This is a genomic window from Hymenobacter negativus, assembly GCF_017571495.1.
Lineage (GTDB): Bacteria > Bacteroidota > Bacteroidia > Cytophagales > Hymenobacteraceae > Hymenobacter > Hymenobacter negativus.
The window spans coordinates 102,901-121,639 of record NZ_JAGETZ010000016.1; the positions used below are offsets into that span (position 1 = coordinate 102,901).

21 protein-coding genes and 1 tRNA gene are annotated in these 18,739 nt (G+C 59.0%); 13 read left to right on the plus strand and 9 right to left on the minus strand.

Features of this window, described 5'->3' with window-relative positions:
- Nucleotides 1-6: 6 nt before the first annotated feature.
- The 9 genes from J4E00_RS24805 to J4E00_RS24845 form a co-directional block, all read right to left on the minus strand.
- Nucleotides 7-513, minus strand: a complete 507-nt coding sequence (locus J4E00_RS24805; protein ID WP_208178068.1) for a GNAT family N-acetyltransferase — start codon at nt 511-513, stop codon at nt 7-9.
- A gap of 160 nt (nt 514-673) precedes the next feature.
- Nucleotides 674-2,521 (minus strand): vWA domain-containing protein, encoded by a 1,848-nt coding sequence (locus tag J4E00_RS24810; protein ID WP_208178069.1) that lies wholly within the window; start codon nt 2,519-2,521, stop codon nt 674-676.
- A gap of 197 nt (nt 2,522-2,718) precedes the next feature.
- Complete coding sequence (locus tag J4E00_RS24815; protein WP_208178070.1) at nt 2,719-3,669, minus strand: DUF6745 domain-containing protein; 951 nt, start codon at nt 3,667-3,669, stop codon at nt 2,719-2,721.
- Nucleotides 3,670-3,685: 16 nt separating this feature from the next.
- Nucleotides 3,686-4,000, minus strand: coding sequence for a hypothetical protein (locus J4E00_RS24820; RefSeq protein ID WP_208178071.1), 315 nt, complete (start codon nt 3,998-4,000; stop codon nt 3,686-3,688).
- 248 nt (nt 4,001-4,248) lie between these two features.
- On the minus strand, nt 4,249-5,235 hold the full coding sequence (gene hemB / locus J4E00_RS24825; protein WP_208178072.1) for a porphobilinogen synthase: 987 nt from the start codon (nt 5,233-5,235) through the stop codon (nt 4,249-4,251).
- Nucleotides 5,236-5,334: 99 nt separating this feature from the next.
- On the minus strand, nt 5,335-5,868 hold the full coding sequence (locus tag J4E00_RS24830) for a hypothetical protein (protein ID WP_208178073.1): 534 nt from the start codon (nt 5,866-5,868) through the stop codon (nt 5,335-5,337).
- A gap of 57 nt (nt 5,869-5,925) precedes the next feature.
- Nucleotides 5,926-7,065: an NAD(P)/FAD-dependent oxidoreductase gene (locus tag J4E00_RS24835; protein WP_208178074.1), complete on the minus strand. Its 1,140-nt coding sequence runs from the start codon at nt 7,063-7,065 to the stop codon at nt 5,926-5,928.
- Nucleotides 7,066-7,158: 93 nt separating this feature from the next.
- Complete coding sequence (rocD, locus tag J4E00_RS24840) at nt 7,159-8,412, minus strand: ornithine--oxo-acid transaminase (RefSeq protein WP_208178075.1); 1,254 nt, start codon at nt 8,410-8,412, stop codon at nt 7,159-7,161.
- Between the two features lie 66 nt (nt 8,413-8,478).
- Entirely contained in the window at nt 8,479-8,985 is a 507-nt protein-coding gene (locus J4E00_RS24845; protein WP_208178076.1) for a hypothetical protein, read from the minus strand.
- Between the two features lie 79 nt (nt 8,986-9,064).
- On the opposite strand from J4E00_RS24845, the gene J4E00_RS24850 reads away from it, so the two are divergent.
- The 13 genes from J4E00_RS24850 to J4E00_RS24910 all read left to right on the plus strand — a co-directional run bounded on the left by J4E00_RS24850 (nt 9,065) and on the right by J4E00_RS24910 (nt 18,739).
- Entirely contained in the window at nt 9,065-9,247 is a 183-nt protein-coding gene (locus J4E00_RS24850) for a DUF5522 domain-containing protein (protein WP_208178077.1), read from the plus strand.
- A gap of 84 nt (nt 9,248-9,331) precedes the next feature.
- The gene (gene rpmB, locus J4E00_RS24855) at nt 9,332-9,571 is read left to right on the plus strand and encodes a 50S ribosomal protein L28 (protein ID WP_044003635.1); all 240 of its coding nucleotides are present in this window, start codon (nt 9,332-9,334) and stop codon (nt 9,569-9,571) included.
- A 261-nt stretch (nt 9,572-9,832) separates the two neighbouring features.
- Complete coding sequence (locus J4E00_RS24860) at nt 9,833-11,467, plus strand: aminopeptidase P N-terminal domain-containing protein (RefSeq protein WP_208178078.1); 1,635 nt, start codon at nt 9,833-9,835, stop codon at nt 11,465-11,467.
- A gap of 246 nt (nt 11,468-11,713) precedes the next feature.
- Nucleotides 11,714-11,896, plus strand: coding sequence for a 50S ribosomal protein L33 (rpmG, locus tag J4E00_RS24865; RefSeq protein WP_046245291.1), 183 nt, complete (start codon nt 11,714-11,716; stop codon nt 11,894-11,896).
- An 8-nt stretch (nt 11,897-11,904) separates the two neighbouring features.
- Nucleotides 11,905-12,069, plus strand: a complete 165-nt coding sequence (locus tag J4E00_RS24870) for a DUF4295 domain-containing protein (protein ID WP_208178079.1) — start codon at nt 11,905-11,907, stop codon at nt 12,067-12,069.
- A 186-nt stretch (nt 12,070-12,255) separates the two neighbouring features.
- Nucleotides 12,256-13,227, plus strand: coding sequence for a signal recognition particle-docking protein FtsY (gene ftsY, locus J4E00_RS24875; RefSeq protein WP_208178080.1), 972 nt, complete (start codon nt 12,256-12,258; stop codon nt 13,225-13,227).
- Between the two features lie 97 nt (nt 13,228-13,324).
- The gene (locus J4E00_RS24880) at nt 13,325-13,774 is read left to right on the plus strand and encodes a hypothetical protein (RefSeq protein WP_208178081.1); all 450 of its coding nucleotides are present in this window, start codon (nt 13,325-13,327) and stop codon (nt 13,772-13,774) included.
- Between the two features lie 110 nt (nt 13,775-13,884).
- A tRNA-Asn gene (locus J4E00_RS24885) sits at nt 13,885-13,958 on the plus strand.
- Between the two features lie 232 nt (nt 13,959-14,190).
- Nucleotides 14,191-15,087, plus strand: coding sequence for a hypothetical protein (locus J4E00_RS24890; protein ID WP_208178082.1), 897 nt, complete (start codon nt 14,191-14,193; stop codon nt 15,085-15,087).
- Nucleotides 15,088-15,107: 20 nt separating this feature from the next.
- Nucleotides 15,108-16,040 carry a hypothetical protein gene (locus tag J4E00_RS24895; protein WP_208178083.1) on the plus strand — a complete coding sequence of 311 codons (933 nt, stop codon included), beginning with the start codon at nt 15,108-15,110 and terminating at the stop codon, nt 16,038-16,040.
- Nucleotides 16,041-16,113: 73 nt separating this feature from the next.
- Nucleotides 16,114-16,581 (plus strand): hypothetical protein, encoded by a 468-nt coding sequence (locus tag J4E00_RS24900; protein ID WP_208178084.1) that lies wholly within the window; start codon nt 16,114-16,116, stop codon nt 16,579-16,581.
- A 231-nt stretch (nt 16,582-16,812) separates the two neighbouring features.
- Nucleotides 16,813-16,938, plus strand: a complete 126-nt coding sequence (locus J4E00_RS30345) for a DUF3606 domain-containing protein (RefSeq protein WP_410779765.1) — start codon at nt 16,813-16,815, stop codon at nt 16,936-16,938.
- Between the two features lie 106 nt (nt 16,939-17,044).
- The gene (locus J4E00_RS24910; protein ID WP_208178086.1) at nt 17,045-18,739 is read left to right on the plus strand and encodes a sensor histidine kinase; all 1,695 of its coding nucleotides are present in this window, start codon (nt 17,045-17,047) and stop codon (nt 18,737-18,739) included.

Consider the following 18,739-nt stretch of genomic DNA (forward strand, 5'->3'; position numbering starts at 1 on the left):
CTTCCCCTAGGCCAGCTGCTTCTCGTAGCAGAAGAAGCGCAGCCCCGGTCGAAATGCCAGCGTGATTTCGCCCGCAAACCGGTAGCCCAGCTTCGGGAAGAGCCGCTGCGTGGCGGCATTTTCGGAGTTGGTATCTACTCGCAATACCTGCAATCCTTGCGCTACTGCTTGTTTTTCGGCTTGCTCCATCAGGGCCAGCGCCACGCCCTTGCCCTGTGCGGCTGGGTCCACGGCCAGGCGGTGCGTTACCAGGGCCGGTTCGGTCACATCCCAGTCGGCCTGGGCGTACTCGTCGTCCTGGTCCTGGGTGAGAGCGGCTACGCCAGCCACCGCGCCATCTAACTCCGCCACCCAGAGCTGATTTTGCTCGATATCAGCAAGGAAAACGCCTTCGTTTGGATAGTCGGCTGACCATTGAAAATTACCGTTGGCCTGCATCAGCGGCACCAATCGGCGCACGAGGGCAAGAATAGCAGGAACATCAGCCAAAGCCGCGCGGCGAACAAGAAGCATAGCAAAGAATTTTAGTTGCCAAAGCACACAAGGGCTTCGGCAGAGTTTCGACAAAATAAGCAGCCCGGAAGCTCCTGATACGTCAGGGCCCCCGGGCTGCTTTTACTGTTATTGAACGCACCTCCGCTCCGTCGGAGAGGAAGCTGGGGTGAGGTGCCCCTTACGTCGTCTGCACGAATTTCTTAATGTCGCCGCTGGCAATGTAGGACTTGCCATCCGGCGCGGTGTTCACGTGCTCCACCACAAACAGCGTGCTTTCGTCGCGGATACCGCGGGGGAAACGCATGTTCCAGTTCGGGTCGAAGCCGTCGCTCACCACACGGGCGCGCAGCTTGCTGCCGTCCTTCACGCACTGAATCAGAATGCCCGAACCGATGGTGTCGGTTTCCTCCAAATCGGCCAGTGTGGTGGCGGGCTTGGCTGCCCGCGTGCTGCCACCGCTGCTGCTCCGGCTGCGCGACGAGCCATAATGACCACCGGCCAGCGGGTCGGTTTCGCCCGGCCGCACGAGGCGCGTGATATTGCCCTTGGCCCGGTAGAACGTGCCGTCCGCACTGCGCTCCAATTCCTCCACGATGTAGTGCGCGCCCTCGGCCCGAATAGCGCGGGGGAACTGAATGTTCAGGTCCTCATACCCATCCGAAACCACCCGCACCCGCAGCTTGCCGCCTTCGCGGAAGCACATCAACTCCACGCCCGCACCGGGCTCGCTCACCACCGGCAGTGCGTGCGCCGCTTGGTCCACGCTCACGCCGCGGCCCGCCAAGTCGGTTCGCGCCCGCCGGCCCTGGAAAGCCTGGTCGCGCAGCTCCTTCCGGCTCTCGTTGTCGAGGTGGCGGCTGGCGATGCGCTGGGCGTAGTGGTTAATTTGGTCGATTTCCTCGGCAATTTCGAAGTGCTCGTGCAGGCCCTTGGCGGTTAGCTCGGCCACCAGCTGGTGCAGCAGGGCTTCGGCCTCGGCGTGCTTACTGGCATCGGCAAGGTCCACGGCCCGCTCCTTATCGCGGGCAATCCGCAGACGGGCCAAATCCAGCATCACACCTCCATCCGAAGCAGCTGCCACTGCCTCAATGCTGCCTGCTGTGACCTGCACCGTATGCTCGCCTGTAATGGCCTCGATGCCGCCGTTGCGAATGGCATCGGCCCGGTAGGCAATGTGCAGCAGCTGGTGGGCACCAGCGGGCAGCGCCGGTAGCCGCAACTGCAGGCCCAACAGCTTGTCCTCGTTCTCGTGCACATCGCCCAGGTGCAGCACCATGCGGCCATCGGGCTGCGCTTCCTGCCGGGCCAGGCTCAGAATATCGTCAATTTCGGCGCTGCCGATGGGCGTGAGCGTCACGGTCAGGTTCTGGGCCGCAATGGCCTTGAGGCTGTCCAGCTCAATGCCAAACACGTCGGCCGCATCGTCCAGCGACTGAATGAAGTAGAAGTTGCCACCAGCTGCGCGGGCCATACCAATCAGCAAATCCTCCTCAAAATGGCTGCCAAAACCCAGCGTGGTGGTCGTAATGCCTTCCTCCGCCTTCGTGCTGGCCGTCTTGATAAGTACCGCCGGATTGGTGATGCCGTTGTTGGCCTGCCCGTCCGTCAGGAGAAGTACGCGGTTTACGTGCTGGTCGGTTTTGTGCTTGGCAATCAGTTCGCAGCCGCGCAGCCAGCCGCCGCTCAGGTTAGTAAGGCCGCCGGCCCGCACACCCTTCAGAATGTCCTTGATGGCGGCCTTATCCGTCACCAGTTGCGCATCAAGCAGCGTGCCTACCACGTCATCATACACCACAATGCTCAGCCGGTCATCGGGCGTGAGGCGGTCCACAAAGTCGGACGCGGCTTGCAGCGCGTAGCGAAGCGGGGCTCCGGCCATGCTGCCGCTGCGGTCAATGACGAGGGCTACGTTGAGCGGCCGGCGCTGCGGATTGGGTACGTCTTCACGAAAATTTAATAGCAGACTGGTCGTGTCGGCCATGTTTTCAAGAAGCACTGGGTTGGTGGGCTGCTGCGTTATTTGCATAGGTGAAAGGAAAAAAGGTAAGATTGTAAAGGAAACGGCGCTCCGGCTCGCCATCCGAGCCAGGAGCGAGGAAAAGTAGTCAGAAAGCTTGGATTTCAGCACGCGAGTGCCCCGTAGCGCGGACTTTCAGCCCGCGACTTTGCCCAGTTTGGCAGTTATCCCGTAGTGTATCAATGGATGCGGACTAAAAGCCCATCCTACGTTTCAATCAGCGGCTGATAGTCGTGTTCGTTCTCGAACCCGGCTAGCCAGGCCGCCGCCCGGCGGCAGCTACGGATGTGTGGCGGGACCCGTAGCACGTAGGTATGCGCCGTAGATGGGCAAATCACGCGTAGCACCACAATGGCCTCATCGCCCTCCAGCGGAATGCTGATGAGCTGCCGTTCCCCACCCGTGTCCCGGTCGCGGTCGATGATGAGGCCACCCACCTCCTGCACAAACCGGTCGAGGCCGAACCGCTCCAGTAGCACGCGCCGGCGCGTCACGTTGCGGATGTTCAGGATATCCACGCCCTTCAGGTCTTCGGGCCGGAAGGCGGTGCGCTCATCTACCGCCGTGCCCTGCCAATGAATGTTGACACGCAGGCCGCCGGGCAGCCCAGTCAGGCCGCTGCCAGCCACCTCTATCCAATGGGTGAGGTGCACCGTTGCCGGCAATTGGGTTAGTAGCGCGCAGTTGGTCACATCCAGCGAGCGGGCCGTGAGGCGCTCTGGCAGCCGGCGAAGCTGCCGGCTGCCGCTCAGGTTCACGGTTTCGCGTACCAGCCAGTCTCCAGTTAGCTCCCGTATGGCGGTGCGGGCCGCCTGCACGCTGGTGGCTCGTAGGCGCTCAGGCATCAGCTCCAGGTTGGGGCAGTCGTTCACCTCCAGGTGCGTACACTCCAAGAAGAGAGGTAATTCGCGCAGCCGCTGCTCGCCGTTCAGCCGCAACGCGCCGCTCACAATCAGCTCATCCGGCATCCGACCCGACAGCAGCAGGGCCCGCGCCGCCTCGGGTGTCGTCCGCACCGGGCCCGTAGGCTGGGTAGGGGCGAAGGCCGGCGGCGGGCTGGCCGGGCGGGGGCTGAAAGGCGCGGCCGGCTCCGCGGCTTGCGGGGCGGGAGCGGCTGGCCGGCGCAGTTGCCGGCCTCGGGCGTTGATGCTGAACATTGAGCGGCAGGTTTTTTTAGTCTACTACGGTTCGGATGGCCGTGGGGGTATACTCGCGCTGCTGCCAGACACGGTACACGCCCACCGGCAGCTCAATAGGCCGGTGCTCCTCGTGGACCACCGTGGCCTTTGGGCCCGAAACCAGCAAGTAAAGCTCTTTGCCATATACATACAAGCTCGCCGCGCCAAACTCCTGAATACGGTGGGTGTGGCCGGTGTGCTCTCCATGCGCCAGCACCAGCCCGGAACGGGGCGAAGCACCAGCAGGCAGCGCATTAACCGGAGCAATCAATACATCGCCGTGGCGATACAGAAAACGGGACTGAGTCATGATGGTTTGCTAAAATGGTTTGCTGAGATTGTTTCATTCAAGGCCATTGGAAGATGGTTTAGCCTTTGATGCTACAATATTACGCATTGCAATTTAAATCAGCTACAGATTTTAGTTTTTAATACCAATATTTTTAGTAAATGGTTTCCCGTCAGAATCAAAAAGGCCGCTCTGGTTACCAGAACGGCCTTTTTGATAGCGTTCAGATTTTAGCTTAATCTGAAGCTTGTGTCAACTCCCGAATCAAATCAGCCGCGCCGTAGCACCGCAGCAGCTTCCTTGGCGAAATAGGTCAAAATCGCATCAGCCCCGGCGCGTTTGATACTCATGAGCACTTCCATCATTGTGCGTTCGCCATCAACCCAGCCGTTTTGAGCAGCGGCCTTTATCATGGCGTATTCCCCGCTCACGTTATAGGCCGTCACGGGCAGGTTGGTGTGGTTTTTTACTTCCCGGATGATGTCGAGGTAACTTAAAGCGGGCTTAATCATCACCATATCGGCACCTTCGGCTTCGTCCAGCGCCAACTCGCGCAGGGCTTCGAGGCGGTTGGCAGGGTTCATTTGATAGCTCTTTTTGTCGCCTTTCTTGGGGGCCGATGACAAAGCGTCGCGGAACGGACCATAGAAAGCCGAGGCGTACTTGGCCGTGTAGCTCATAATGCTAACGTGCGAAAACCCATTCTCATCCAGCACCCGCCGAATCCAGGCCACGCGGCCATCCATCATATCACTCGGCCCAATGATATCAGACCCGGCCCGAGCCTGCGCCAGGGCCATCTGGCCCAGCACTTCCAAGCTGGCGTCGTTGAGTATTTCGCCCGAATCGGGGTCCACCACGCCGTCGTGGCCGTCGGAGCTGTAGGGGTCCATGGCCACATCGGTCATGATAACCACCTCCGGAAACTGGCGCTTGATGTCGGCCACCGCTTTCAGGTAGAGACCTTCGAGGTTGGTGCTTTCGCGGGCCATGGGGTCCTTCAGCACTTCGTTGATGTTGGGGAAGGGCGCGAAGGCCTTCACGCCTAGTTCCACGCAAGCCCCGATTTCGTCAATCACCCGGTCGGCTGTGAAGCGGTGGATGCCGGGCATCGACTTGATTTCCTCGGCCTGGTTCTGGCCTTCGGTGATGAAGATGGGGTAGATGAAGTCGTGGGCAGTGAGGCGGGTTTCCTGCACCATGTCACGGATAACGGCGGACTTGCGGTTGCGGCGGGGGCGGTGGGTTGGGAGCATATTCTGGAAGGGCAAGGCCATGAGCCAACCCCTGAAAATGAAAAAAGAACGTTACGTACAAAGCAGAAACGCGCCGCAAAGTTCGCCCCAAACCTCAGACTACCGCCCAAACGGGTCGATGTAGGCCACCAGCACCGCCAGCGCTGCCGCACCCGCCACAATGGCCCATACCAGCCCGCCTCCGCTAATGGCCAGTCCAATCAGGGCAATAGGCAATACTACTAGTCCCAGTACGCCCAGTACCGTAGTGCCCAAGCCCGCTTCGGCAGTACTGTGCGGCCGGTGTAGTAGTGCCCGTTGCGACGAGGCCTTCGAATGACCGACTTTAGGAGCAAAAACTGCTTTTGCTACGGCCGCTATTCGCGTGACATGCACCGGCTGCCGTGCCTTTCCCTGTGTCTGCGGCACGTGCGACGCACCAAGGCTGGTTGCTGCCACAGCTACCGTTGTCGCAGCGGAATCTGGCGTGGCAGCTGCTGGAACAACTGTTGTTACCGGGGGCGTCCGGTTTGGGGCTGGCTGGAAGGCAAAGCTGGCCCGGCTGGTCTGGCAGCTACTCACCAAGCCCGCTGTTACTAGCAGCAGTGGTAGCAAGTGAGATGAAAACAACCGGAGATGCGTAGCAACGGGCATAGGAAAAAGCCGAAAATGAAATCTGAACTGTGCTCTACGAGTTTTATTGGGTTTTCGCTATGCACCGGCTAGCATTTGGGCGGCTCGCCAGCCGGTGCCCGCACCCAGCGCCACGCCCATGCCATTGCACCGCACGGCGGCCAACACGCCCGGCCGTGCCCACTCTATAATCGGTGCCAGGGCCGGTCCGAAACCCATCACCCCACTCCAGCGGTAATCGATGCGGGGCTTCCGGCCGGGCATAATCACCTCATGCAGTAAATTTTCGAGGTAGCCTTGCACCGCCGTGGTGAGGCCGGGGGCAGTAGTTGCTTCGGCCGCAAAATCCAGATTGCGCCCACCGCCCAGCAATATTCTATGGTCGGCCAGTTGGCGGAAATACGCATAACCGCGGTCGTAGTGAAACGTGCCCGGCAGGTTGATATCCGGCAGCGGCTCCGTCACCAGCACTTGGCCGCGGCCGGGCGTCACGGCCAGCTCCGGCAGCAGCTCCGCCGCAAAGGCATTAGTAGCCAGCAGCACTTGCCCCGCCTCAACCGTAGCCCCGTTCGCAAGCCGTAGCAGATGCCCGTTCGTTGCTGTTTCAATGGTTTCTACTGCGCAGTTGGTGAGCACCGGTATGTTGGCTGCCCACACCCGGCCCAATAGCGCCCGCATCATACGGCCCGCATCGAGGCTGCCTTCGTGCTCGTTTTTAAGCAGTGTCTCCACGCCTCCAAAGCCAAAACGTGCGGCCTCGGCGCTGGCATCCCGAAAGGTGTAGCCGTGGCCCACTACGGGAGCCAGCAGGGAATTAAAGTAGTTGATTTTCTCGCGGCATTCAGTTGCCAATGCTGCTTCTTCGTGCCGGAAAAGCTCGTAGCCACCCACCGGCTGGTAGTTGAGTACGGCATCGCCAAGCAGTTCGCGCAGCCGCGCCAGCCCTTCCCAACGAGCAGACACCACGGCCAGCAAGTCGCCGCGCTTTTCCTGCTCAATCAATTCCGAAACCGACCCAAAACAAGCAAAGCCCGCATTCTTGGTCGACGCGCCACTTGGCAGCGCCCCGCGTTCCAGCACCACCACGCGCCAACTGGGCCGGCGCTGTTTCAGGTACAGCGCTGCTGTGAGGCCCACCAGTCCCGCCCCGATAATGGCCACATCAGCGGGGCCGAAGAAGGATTGATGCTCCCAGTACGATAGCGCGGAGTTTCGCAAGGTTAAAAGAGGTTTCGTAAATAGAGCTGATGAACGGAGTCAACACAACATCAAACCTAGCGAAACCTCTTTTAACCTTGCGAAACCTCGCGCTCAGAAGGATAGAATAACTTCCTCAATCACGTCACAGGCTGCGTGCAACTGCTCCTCCGTAATCACCAAGGGCGGGGCGAAGCGGATAATGTCGCCGTGCGTGGGCTTGGCCAGTACACCGCGTTCCATCAGGCTTACGCACACGTCCCAAGCAGTACGGCCGTCTTCAGCAGGAATGATAACCACGGCATTCAGCAGGCCTTTGCCGCGCACCAGGTCCACAGTTTCGGGGCGTTTGGCCTGCACTTGGCACATGCGCTCGCGGAAAATTTCGCCCAGTCGGGCAGCGTTGTCAGCCAGCTTTTCATCTGCCAGCACGTCCAGCGCCGCCCGCATCACGGCGCAGGCCAGTGGGTTGCCGCCAAAGGTAGAACCATGCTGTCCGGGCTGAATGGTGAGCATAATAATGTCATTGGCCAGCACCGCCGACACGGGCAGTACGCCGCCGCTCAGGGCCTTGCCCAAGATGAGGATATCAGGGTCAACGCCCTCGTAGTCGCAGGCCAACATGCGACCCGTGCGGCCGAGCCCGGTCTGGATTTCATCGGCAATAAACAGCACATTGTGCGCCTGGCAAATAGCTGCTGCCTGCTTCAAATACCCTTCCGAAGGCACCATCACGCCGGCTTCTCCCTGAATGGGCTCCACCAAGAACGCGCAGACGTGCGGTTCCTTAACTGCCTCTTCCAGCGCCGCCAAATCATCGTACGGCACCACCTGATAGCCCGGCATATACGGCCCAAAACCACCCGTGCTATCGCCGTCAGTACTAAAGGAAATGATGCCCGTAGTACGTCCGTGGAAGTTATGCTCGGCCACAATAATGCGGGCCATGTTTGGTGCAATGCCTTTCTCCTGATAGCCCCATTTGCGGGCCAGTTTCAAGGCGGTTTCCACGGCTTCGGCTCCGGAGTTCATGAGCAGAGCCTTATCATAGCCAAACAGCTCGCACAGCTGCTTCTCAGCCGCGCCCAACTGGTCGTTGAAAAATGCCCGTGACGTAAGCGTAAGCTGCTGGGCCTGTTTGGTGAGTGCCCCAATAATGCGCGGGTGGCAGTGTCCCTGGTTGACGGCCGAATACGCCGAAAGGAAATCATAATAGTGCTTGCCGTCAACGTCCCACAGGTTCACACCTTCGCCGCGGCTCAGCACCACAGGCAGCGGGTGGTAGTTGTGGGCACCGTATTGGTCTTCGAGCTGCATAAGCTGCTCGGCACGGCTGCTGGTGGCGGTGGGGGAGGAGGACGTATTCATAAAGCAGGTGGGAAAGTTGATGAGCCCACGAAACTACGATTTTCCCGCCCGCAAGGTGGCATCAGTCTACCGAAATGGCATGTTCTCTACCTGCCGCGACGTATCAATGTACCGTCCCACGTAGTTGCCTTCTTCGCGGCCGCTGGCCCGCAGCAAAGTCCAGTCCACTACCGCTGTCTCGGGGAAGCTCACGGGCGTCGGCTCTGTTTTGGGAGCTGCATCAGGGCTTGGCAGTAGCAGCGCCTGCACCGTGTTGCCGTGCCAGCCCAGCACCCGCGCCGAAGCCTGCCGGAAGCTGGTATCCGTCGCAATCACCCGGACCGATAGTAGGAATTGGTCGCCGATAGGCAGGCCGGCCAGAAACTTCTTCTTGGCCTGCGGGAGTGTGCGCAGGGCCTCGCGCACGGGGTCGGCCAGTGCGGTTTCGTCGCGGGACAGGGCCGGGCGTACGCCGGCTGGAGCGGTAGCAGCCGTCAACACCACTGGTGTAGGCCCCTGAGCAGCAATTGGCAACGCCAGCAGCAGAGTTAAGCCGGCCAACAGCGACTGAACAGAAGAAGTAGACGTTTTCATAGAACGAATGTGTAGATTGCTGGAACAAGGTACGGCTTGCTACTCATTCAACGCACCCGGTCCTAACTTTGATTCATCCATGCCCGCGCCCGTTCCTCAGCCGCTTCAGCCCGGCGATTTCTACTACACGCCCGAGGGCTACCTTGTCTTCACCGAGCAATACCACCTGCGGCGGGGCACGTGCTGTGGAAGCGGCTGCCGCCACTGTCCCTGGAAATTTAAGCCAAAGCCAGCCCGTCCGGGCCCTTCTGACCAGAAATAAGCCCGGGTGTTTGGTGAATGCCAGACTTTTGCCGATATTTGCGGCCCGTTTCCCTGCTTTGTAACTAATTAACCCTCCGATATCATGGCCCGTGTTTGTGATTTGACCGGCAAGCGTACCCGCGTTGGTAACAACGTTTCGCACGCTAACAACAAGACCAAGCGCAAGTTCTATCCGAACCTGCAGAAAAAGCGCTTTTACATCCCTGAGCAAGACGCTTGGGTTACTCTGAAAGTAGCTACCTCCACCATCCGCACCATCAACAAGAACGGCATCATGTCGGTCCTGAAGAAGGCCAAAGAGCAGGGCTTCATCGTTTACTAAATAGTAGTAGGGAGTACCGGGTAACAGCACGGATTGCCACAGCAGTCAAGCGCATTACTTTATACTTCTCACCGATTATTCTACAACGCCAGCGCCGATACAGTTGTCTACCCAGGCAACTGTATCGGCGCTGGCGTTGTCTGTTACCGGCTATCTTGCACTATCACCTGGTTTTACTTGTACTGCCTGATTTTTATGCGGCACCGTTTCTCTCCTTCTTTGCCAGCGCTGCTGAGGCTGCGGTCTGCTCATCAGTTTTGTATGGGAGGCTGCTTGCTGCTGGCAAGCTTCACTGCAACGGCCCAAACGCCTACGTCTATTCCCGAGCCCATTGTGGAAAACCCGGCCCCGGCCCGGCCCACCGATTTTCTGTCGCCTGCTTTCCACAAGCAGCGGCGCGAGCTGCTGCGGGCACAGTTGCCGCCGCACAGTGTTGCTGTACTCTTCGCTGCACCCGTTCGCAACCGGGCCAATGACGTAAGCTACGTCTACCACCAAAACCCCGATTTCTATTACCTCACCGGTTACGAGGAGCCCGATGCTGTGCTGCTGCTCTTCAAGGAGCCACGCACCGTGGGCGGCCAGGCCGGCGTGACCGAAGCCCTGTTCACCCAGCCCCGCGACCCGCGCCGCGAGTCGTGGACCGGCCGCCGCCTAGGCGCCATAGGAGCCAAAAACCAACTTCAGTTCCAGTTTGCAGCCGATAACAAGGACTTTGAAGCCGCCGGCATCAAGTGGGCTGACTTCGACAAAGTATTGTTCGATGGCCTGCCCACCGATGCCCGTGACGATGCCGAAAATCCCGCCGACCTCTATAGCCTAGTGAATACCTTTCGCCAGCAGGCTGGCCTCGCCAACAACTACAACCCCACCGTTTCCGAAGCCGAGAACATGACCCGCCGCTACGGGCTACGCGATGGCAAGGCTGCCAGTGGCTTTATCAGCGAAGCCATTAAGAAAAACCCAGCGCTGAGCGCTTCCCCTTTGCTAAAAGACTTCTTGGCCGCTACCACCGATGCCTCCCGCAAAGCCGCCATCGAAGCCCACCCGCCCGGTCGCCTCGACGATGCCACGTTGGGCGAAAAGCTCGACGGCCTGCGCGCCATTAAAACGCCTGAAGAGCTGGCCTTGCTGCGCCGCGCCGTTCGCATCAGCGCCCAAGGCCAGCGCGAAGTACTGAAGCTGCTGCGCCCTGAAATGGGTGAAATGGAAGTGCAGGGCCTGCACGAGTACGTGTACCGCCGCTACGGCGCCGAGTTCCAGGGCTACCCCAGCATTGTGGGCGGCGGGGCCAATGCATGCATTCTGCACTATGAAACCGACGACCGCCAGCACCTCGACAACGACCTCGTGCTCATGGACTGTGGTGCCGAATACCATGGCTACTCAGCCGATGTCACGCGCACCGCGCCGCCTTCTGGCACGTTCAGCCCCGCTCAGCGCCAGGTTTACGAGCTGGTGCTGGCCGCCCAAGAGGCTGGCTTCGCTGCCTGCCGTCCCGGCGCCGAGTTCAACGCCCCTAACAAAGCCACCCAAGAAGTGGTAGCCTCCGGACTGGTCAAGCTCGGCATCATCAGGAAAAAAGAGGAATTCCGCAAGTACTACCCGCACGGCGCCAGCCACTACCTGGGCCTCGACGTACACGACCGCGGCAACTACGCTCCCCTGCAAGCCGGCAACGTCATCACCGTCGAGCCCGGCATCTACATCCCTGCCGGCTCGCCCTGCGACCCCAAATGGTGGAACATCGGCGTCCGCATCGAAGATGATGCCCTCATCACCGCCACCGGCTACGAAAACCTTTCCGCTGAAGCCCCCCGCACCGTGGCCGACATTGAAAAACTCATGGCCGAGCCCAGCGCTTTGGAAGGGTTTAAGCTGCCGGAGTTGAAATGAGGGTGAATACATGCCCAAAATCAGCCCGTCATGCTGAACGCAGCCGAAGCATCTCGCTTGTGGTGGCAATTCAATCGTTAAACGAAGCGGGTGGGGTACTTCGGTTGCGCTCAGCATGGCATTCTTGCACATAAGATTACCCCCGTTCTGCTTCTCCGACTGAAAGTTGCGGCATAACGTTTTGCCATTCCCAAAAATCCCTGTACCTTTGCAGTCCTAAAATTAAAAACATACACCCCCGTCGAGATGGCCAAGAAAGGAAACCGGGTGCAGGTTATCATGGAATGCACCGAGCATAAAAACTCGGGGATGCCGGGCACCTCGCGCTACATCACCACCAAGAACCGCAAAAATACCCCTGAGCGCATCGAGTTGAAGAAGTTCAACCCCATCCTCAAGAAAATGACTGTTCACAAGGAAATTAAATAACCTGAACAATGGCTAAGAAAGTAGTTGCTACGCTGAAAACCACCGAGAATGCCAAGAACTGGGCTAAGGTGATTCGTGCCGTGAAATCGGAAAAAACCGGTGCCTATACCTTCAAGGAGGAAATGATTCTCCTTGACAAAGTGCAGGACTATCTGGCTACCGGCAACAAATAAGTTGTCAGCCAATCTGGTTTTAAAAGTTTAAAAAGTCCCACCTTCGTGGGACTTTTTGCGTGTAATACCCCTGTCATGCTGACGAAGGAAGCACCTTATCACGGCAGCTTTCGTCAGCGCCCCCTTCTAATCCGAGTACTGCGAACGTGATAAGATGCTTCGCAAGCTCAGCATGACAGAACCCCCATGGGCCTCTTCGATTTTTTTAAAAAAGACAAGGAAACCCCCGCCCAGCAAGCCTCGCTTGATGCCGGGTTGGAAAAAACCAAAACGAGTTTCTTCGAGCAGCTTAGCAAGGCCGTGGTGGGTAAAAGCACCGTGGACGAGTCGGTGCTCGACGACCTGGAAAGCCTGCTAGTACACGCCGATGTAGGCATCGAAACCACGGTTAAGGTCATCGACCGCATCGAAGCCCGTGTGGCGCGCGATAAGTACCTGAGTACCGGCGAGCTCGACCGCATTTTGCGCGAGGAAATTGTAGCCTTGCTGGAGGATAATAACTCGGGCTCTACAGCCGTGCTGGACAGTGCGGGCAGTACCGGTCAGCCTTACGTTATCATGGTAGTGGGGGTGAATGGCGTGGGCAAAACAACCACCATTGGCAAGCTGGCGCACCGCTTTCACTCGGCCGGCAAAAAAGTTGTGTTGGGTGCTGCCGACACCTTTCGCGCCGCGGCTGTCGACCAGCTTATTATCTGGGGGCAGCGTGTGGGCGTGCCCGTAGTGAGCCACGGCATGAACACTGACCCGGCTTCCGTAGCTTTCGATGCCGTGAAAAAGGGCGTGGAAATGGGGGCTGACGTGGTCATCATCGACACGGCTGGCCGCCTGCACAACAAGGTGAACCTGATGAACGAGCTGAGCAAAATCAAGCGCGTAATGCAGAAGATGATTCCCGATGCTCCGCACGAGGTGTTGCTGGTGCTTGACGGTAGCACCGGCCAAAATGCCTTTTTGCAAGCCAAGGAGTTCACCAAAGCCACCGAAGTCACCGCCTTGGCCATCACCAAGCTCGACGGCACTGCCCGCGGTGGGGTGGTCATTGGCATCTCGGACCAGTTCAGTATTCCAGTGCGCTACATTGGGGTAGGGGAGAAAATGACGGACTTGCAGCTATTTGACCGCCACACGTTCGTGAATTCGCTGTTCAAGAAATAATGACAACTGGTTTTCGTTGGCGCTGAAACCAAGCAGTAGGCAGCCGCAGTTGACAGAACTGTTACAGCCTTGCTATTAACCGATAATTCCCGCCTATATGCGTTGTCTGCTCTTGCCCTTGGGTTTCTGTGCGTTACTAGCTACTGCGGCCTGTGGCTCAAAAAACGACGAACAGCCGCTCATTCCTTACGCGCCGGTAAACCTCAGCATCAACCTCGCCAACCAGGAATACGTGAACCTGCGGTCTCCTAACGGGGCCGTAATGCTGCCCGTGCAGGGCCCTGCTGGCGCTGGCGGCGTGAAAGGCGTGATTGTGGTGCGGCAGAGCGGCAACAGCTACTTAGCATTTGAGCGAAACTGTCCTTATCAACCCTACAGTGCTTGCTCCACAGTAAGCTTGGACCGAAGTTCGCGGCTTTTTATGCGGGATTCCTGCTGCAATTCACAATTTGACTTGCAGGGGCAAATTACCGGCGGCCCCACGTCACGCCCTCTAAAACAGTACGCTACGAGTGTGCAAGGCAATACCCTGAGTGTTATAAACTGAGAATTGCGTAAAATTTTTGAAAAAAACTTGCGGCGGCCTTGGACATCTCTGAAAAGCCGTTGTAGATTTGCACTCCGAAACAACAACAACCGGGTTTCGGAATAGAAAAAGCTTCCTTAGCTCAGCCGGTTAGAGCATCTGACTGTTAATCAGAGGGTCCCTGGTTCGAGCCCAGGAGGGAGCGCTACAATAAGAGAAAGCCCCACATAAATCATTGATTTATGTGGGGCTTTCTCTTGGTATGCCTTTCCTCTCTCGGCTGCCAGTTTGCGTCTCGGCTCGCAGCAAGTACCCCCCTTTGCTTAAAACGCTTTAAAGCACAAATTCGGCAGTTTGTTGGTGATACATCATTCAGCAAGTGGCACCCATAAGCACTATATTCGTAACTGCCGCCCTTATGGCTTCCTGTCTCATTTATGCAGCACCTAACGTTGCGTATCGCCACGCGTTGCGCTATTCTGCTGATTGGCTGCCTAGAAGCATGCCAGCCTGCTGCCTCGGACGCGGACGAGGTGCATCTGGAGCAAATAAATGCCACCCTGCAAGCCCTCAACCAATCACAGGCCCGCGCCTCTAATAAGCAGCTTGACCGGATGGCCGAAGCTTTTGAGCATAATGGCGCTGCCGACAGCGATGTGTTACAGAAGGCGCTGGCCTTACGCGCCCGCACGAATACGGAAGTGGTCTACCTGCACCGCTTGCGGCAGCGGCCGGGTCCGGTGAGCAGTGCCGCGGCCGATACGCTGCGCCAACGGCTGCGCGATTACAGCCAGTACGTGCGCGGGCATGTCCCCGACATCGGTGCGGCCATTGGGTTGGACGTCAAAGATGATTTGGATATACAAGCCGTGGCCGGCCGACGTTTGAATGATCATTCTTTTGGGCAATTCTATTTTGAGGAAAATACCCCAACGGGCAGCTCGGCCATGTTGGGCTTGCACGAGCAGCAGGTGCTGCGTGTTGAACACGAGGCCTTGACCAAGCTGGCTGAGCGCATGGGCCCCGTGGGATTGTTCTTTGACAAGATTGCGCCCGCTGCGGTTGCCGAAGCCGAAGAGGTACGGGCAGGGGAGCCCTATCGCGCGCGGCTATTTCTTGCTGCTGCCTCGCCCAACGTGCAGCACCTGCGCTTGAGCGCTAATGGCGCATCGTTTACAGTGAACCCCGTTACCGGAAATGGGCAAGTCGACTTTCGGGTGCCCGTAGACGCGGTACCGGGCGCGGCTTCCTGGCAGGGTACGATTCAGGGCACTTACCGTGGCCGCAAAGTTTCGTTTCCGTTGCGCGTACCTTATCAAATTGAGGCCCGATGAAGCTTAGGACCCTCTTGCACGTGTTCTTTTCCGTCACCGACTGTGCCGAGCGCCTAGTGCGCCTGGCGTTGTTGCTGCCGTTGGCTGGAACTGCCTTTAGCTGCCAGGGCCCATCCTCGCAGCAGCTATCCGTGGTTCGCCTCCATCAGCTGGAAGGCGCCTTACTCGGTGGCAACGACAATCTATCTAAAGTAAATGCGAGCCAATTCCAGCAAATGGAAATTCAGGCACATGCCACCGGCATGCGACCGGCCGACCAGGCCGTGCTGAGCCAGGCGCGAGCCCTGCACGACAGCGCCCGTGCGCTGTCTTGGTATTTGCGTAGCCTGCGGGAGCGCCTCAATCAACGCACGCATGGCCCGGACTTGCTAGAGCAGTTGGCCACCCGTGGCGCCGTCGGTGAATTTATGCGGGTTCCTGCCGACAGCTTGCGGCAACGACTAAGCAACTATGAGCACCTGCTGCAGCAAACAGATGCAACCACCAGCGAGCATCCAACACGGGCTCCAGGGCAATACGCCCTCGCCCCGTTTGACTTTGAGCATACGACACTAGCAGGGGCGCTGGTAGCGCTGTCCCGCTACGAAACGGAGCTGCTGCTTCAAGAAGAAACGGCTCTGGCAAGGATGAGTGCCAAGCTTACTCCCAGCCGCTTGCGCTCTGCCTTGCACACCATGGTGAGTGCCCAAACTAGCTCTATCAGCCCGGGGGCCACCTACCGCGCCCAGGTGCAGGTAGCGCAGGCCAGGTTCCAGCCCGGTGCCTTGACTATGATGGTTAACGGACGGCCCATACCCGTAGGGCCTGATGGCATTGGCCACGTCGAATTGCCTACATCCGCACTTAGGCAAGGCACCAGGCTACAAACCTATTGGGATGGCAGCATTACGGTCCGCATTAGCAGCCGCGACTCCACCTTCCGCTTGCGGGTGCCCTACACCGTGGTGAAGTAAATTCGTTGCTTCCAGAGCGACCTTTTCTTGTCCCACACTTTCTCGCGCTTTGCTTTCTTTTACTCCTCACTCCATGCCGCTGTTCCGACCTGGTCTTTACATTTATGGCCTTGCTGCTGCCCTACTTACAAGTTGCGCCGCGTCGAAGCTGCCGTTGAGCTATTCATTGGATGACAGTGACAAGGTAGTTGACTTCGCTGCCAATCGCACGTGGAAGCCAGCATTGTCGGATACGCTCGTTGCCCGCCTCGAACGGGGCGTTATTCCTGCGTATAATCAACGCGACCAACCAGTTCCCGCGGATTCTCTGCGGTCCGCGCGGCGCCTGCGTGGATTGGTCTTCGACACCAACCCGACCAAACCGGCCCTGCAGTCTCCGCAGGCCCTAAAAGGCATTCTGCCTTCGGACAGCGGGCAGCAATTCGTCGATTTGCACTTTTATGACCGCGGCGTGCAACTGTATCTTTTTTACGCCCGGGTGCGCCAGACGGACCTGGAGAAGCTTGCCCAGCGTCCGTTGGAGTTTGTGCCGCTTAAGTAGAGGTTAGGTCTTTGCTGGCTCTCTGGATTCGCTCCAAGCTTTAACGGGTGGACTAGTTTATAACGGAGATTCGCGCCATATTAGTGGAAACGATGGCGCAAGTTATTTGCAATCAATGTGGTGGGTTTCTCTCTTCAGAGGCCATTACACGTGGCTTAGACGGTAGTTACCTGAACTGCCATCTATTCCCCACCACCTTTACACCGGCACCAGCAGCAGTCTCCGTTCAGCTTGAACCAGTTGCAGGAAATGGAGTATTGGTCTATCCGGTTCCACTGCACCGAGCAGGAGTTGCGCACCGCCGTGGCGCTGGTGGGGCCGCTTATTATTTCAATGTGGCGTTATTTGCTGCCATAAGCGTTGGGTTGCTGAACAGGGTTCTTGCTTGTCTTACTCGCTGTTCATATTAATCCCTGCTCTAACGTCCTTGTCCTGATTTTTGCTGCCTTGCTCTTTGCCGCTGATGACGACATTTGAACTGTTTAAAGGCGGCGGCGAAATGGGCCAACGCATCCGGCAACTCGACTGGTCGCAGACGTTGCTTGGGCCCGTTGACGCTTGGCCTCAAAGCCTGCTGACAGCCGTCAACATCATGCTGGGCTCGCGCTTCCCGATGATGGTGCACTGGGGGCCGGAACTGGTGCATTTCTACAACGATGGCTATGCCGCCATTTTGCAGAGCAAACATCCCGGCGCTCTGGGCCAGCCCGCCGAGCCGTGGTGGCGGGAAATGTGGCCCTTCCTGCTCGACATCTTCCGGCCGGTGCTGGCCGGGGAGACGACCTATTTTGAGAACAGCTTGGTGCTGCCCAACCGGCAAGGCTTTGTAGAAGAGGCATACTTTACGTTCTCGCATAGCCCGATTTACGCCGAGGATGGTACCGTGGGCGGCATCTTTGTCACAGCGCTGGAAACGACCGGCACGGTGGTACAACAGCGCCGACTGGCCCTGCTCAGCCACCTGACGGCCCAAACGGCCACGTCGGCGCAGCCGGCGGAGGTTGCCCAGCACATCATCGCGGCCCTGGCCACCAATAGCGGCGACGCGCCGTTCGCGTTGCTCTACACCCACGAGCCCCCGACGGCCCATGCCCACCTGCGCGCCTGGTTTGGCTTACCCGCCGGGGAGCCCACCGCGCCCGCTACCTTGCCCACAGACCCAGCAGCGGCTGGCCCGTTCGAATGGCCCGTGGCCGAAGCGTTGCGCTGCGGCAGCCCCTTGCTCGTAGAAGACCTGCCCGAGCGCTTTGCAGGCGTGTGGCCTTGGGGTGCGCGGCCGGAAACGCCCACGCAGGCGCTGCTCTTGCCCCTGCCGGTAGTACCCGCTGGCCCTGCCACTTCTCTGTTGATTGTGGGGCTGAGCCCGCGCCGCCCGCTGGATGAGGCCTACCGGACCTTCCTTGCCTTGGTGGCCGACTACGCAGGCCGGGCCTTAGCGCGGGCCACCGCCCTGCACGAGGCCCAGCAACTGAACCAAGCCCTGCGCGAAGCCAATGCCTCGCTCGATACCTTCGTTCACATCGTGGCCCACGACCTCAAGGAACCGGCCAACAACTTGCTCAGCTTGCTCGAAGCGCACCGCGAAGAACCCCCCGGCCTCGGCCGCGACCACCTCGTGGCGTTGATGGAAGCGGAAGTGCGGGGGTTATTTGGTACCACCCAGGGTTTGTTGCACTTGCTGGAGGCCCAGCACGGAGCCGTTGTCGAAGTGGAGCCTGTGCCGCTGGCCGACGTGTACGCCACCGTGCAGGCTGAAGTCGCCGCGTTGCTCCACCAGCACCAGGGCGAGTTCACGGCCAACTTCCGGGCCGCGCCTACCGTGCGCTACCCCCGCGCCTATTTGGAAAGCATCCTAAAAAACCTGGTGAGCAACGCCCTGAAGTACCGTGCTCCGGACCGGGCCCCCGTTATTCGGGTGCAGAGCCAGCCCCGGGGCGCAGGCGTTGTGCTGACGGTGGCCGACAATGGGCGCGGCATCGACTTGGCCCAGGACGGGCAACGCTTATTCCAGCCCTTCACCCGGCTCGTTGCCGACGGGGTCGGCGTTGGGTTGGGCCTGCACATCATCCAAGCCCTCGTGCAGCAACGCGGCGGTTCGTTGGGTGTGCGCAGTACGCCCGGCGTCGGCACTACGTTTGAGGTGGTGCTGCCCGAATGA

Excerpts from the sequence above, each read along its gene's own strand:
- rpmB (WP_044003635.1), top strand. The coding sequence starts at position 9,332 with ATGGCCCGTGTTTGTGATTTGACCGGCAAGCGTACCCGCGTTGGTAAC.
- J4E00_RS24820 (WP_208178071.1), bottom strand. The coding sequence starts at position 4,000 with ATGACTCAGTCCCGTTTTCTGTATCGCCACGGCGATGTATTGATTGCT.
- rocD (WP_208178075.1), bottom strand. The coding sequence starts at position 8,412 with ATGAATACGTCCTCCTCCCCCACCGCCACCAGCAGCCGTGCCGAGCAG.
- J4E00_RS24850 (WP_208178077.1), top strand. The coding sequence starts at position 9,065 with ATGCCCGCGCCCGTTCCTCAGCCGCTTCAGCCCGGCGATTTCTACTAC.
- J4E00_RS24810 (WP_208178069.1), bottom strand. The coding sequence starts at position 2,521 with ATGCAAATAACGCAGCAGCCCACCAACCCAGTGCTTCTTGAAAACATG.
- J4E00_RS24910 (WP_208178086.1), top strand. The coding sequence starts at position 17,045 with ATGACGACATTTGAACTGTTTAAAGGCGGCGGCGAAATGGGCCAACGC.
- J4E00_RS24860 (WP_208178078.1), top strand. The coding sequence starts at position 9,833 with ATGGGAGGCTGCTTGCTGCTGGCAAGCTTCACTGCAACGGCCCAAACG.
- ftsY (WP_208178080.1), top strand. The coding sequence starts at position 12,256 with ATGGGCCTCTTCGATTTTTTTAAAAAAGACAAGGAAACCCCCGCCCAG.
- J4E00_RS24870 (WP_208178079.1), top strand. The coding sequence starts at position 11,905 with ATGGCTAAGAAAGTAGTTGCTACGCTGAAAACCACCGAGAATGCCAAG.
- J4E00_RS24815 (WP_208178070.1), bottom strand. The coding sequence starts at position 3,669 with ATGTTCAGCATCAACGCCCGAGGCCGGCAACTGCGCCGGCCAGCCGCT.
- J4E00_RS24830 (WP_208178073.1), bottom strand. The coding sequence starts at position 5,868 with ATGCCCGTTGCTACGCATCTCCGGTTGTTTTCATCTCACTTGCTACCA.
- rpmG (WP_046245291.1), top strand. The coding sequence starts at position 11,714 with ATGGCCAAGAAAGGAAACCGGGTGCAGGTTATCATGGAATGCACCGAG.
- J4E00_RS24900 (WP_208178084.1), top strand. The coding sequence starts at position 16,114 with ATGCCGCTGTTCCGACCTGGTCTTTACATTTATGGCCTTGCTGCTGCC.
- J4E00_RS24880 (WP_208178081.1), top strand. The coding sequence starts at position 13,325 with ATGCGTTGTCTGCTCTTGCCCTTGGGTTTCTGTGCGTTACTAGCTACT.
- J4E00_RS24845 (WP_208178076.1), bottom strand. The coding sequence starts at position 8,985 with ATGAAAACGTCTACTTCTTCTGTTCAGTCGCTGTTGGCCGGCTTAACT.
- J4E00_RS24805 (WP_208178068.1), bottom strand. The coding sequence starts at position 513 with ATGCTTCTTGTTCGCCGCGCGGCTTTGGCTGATGTTCCTGCTATTCTT.
- hemB (WP_208178072.1), bottom strand. The coding sequence starts at position 5,235 with ATGCTCCCAACCCACCGCCCCCGCCGCAACCGCAAGTCCGCCGTTATC.
- J4E00_RS24890 (WP_208178082.1), top strand. The coding sequence starts at position 14,191 with ATGCAGCACCTAACGTTGCGTATCGCCACGCGTTGCGCTATTCTGCTG.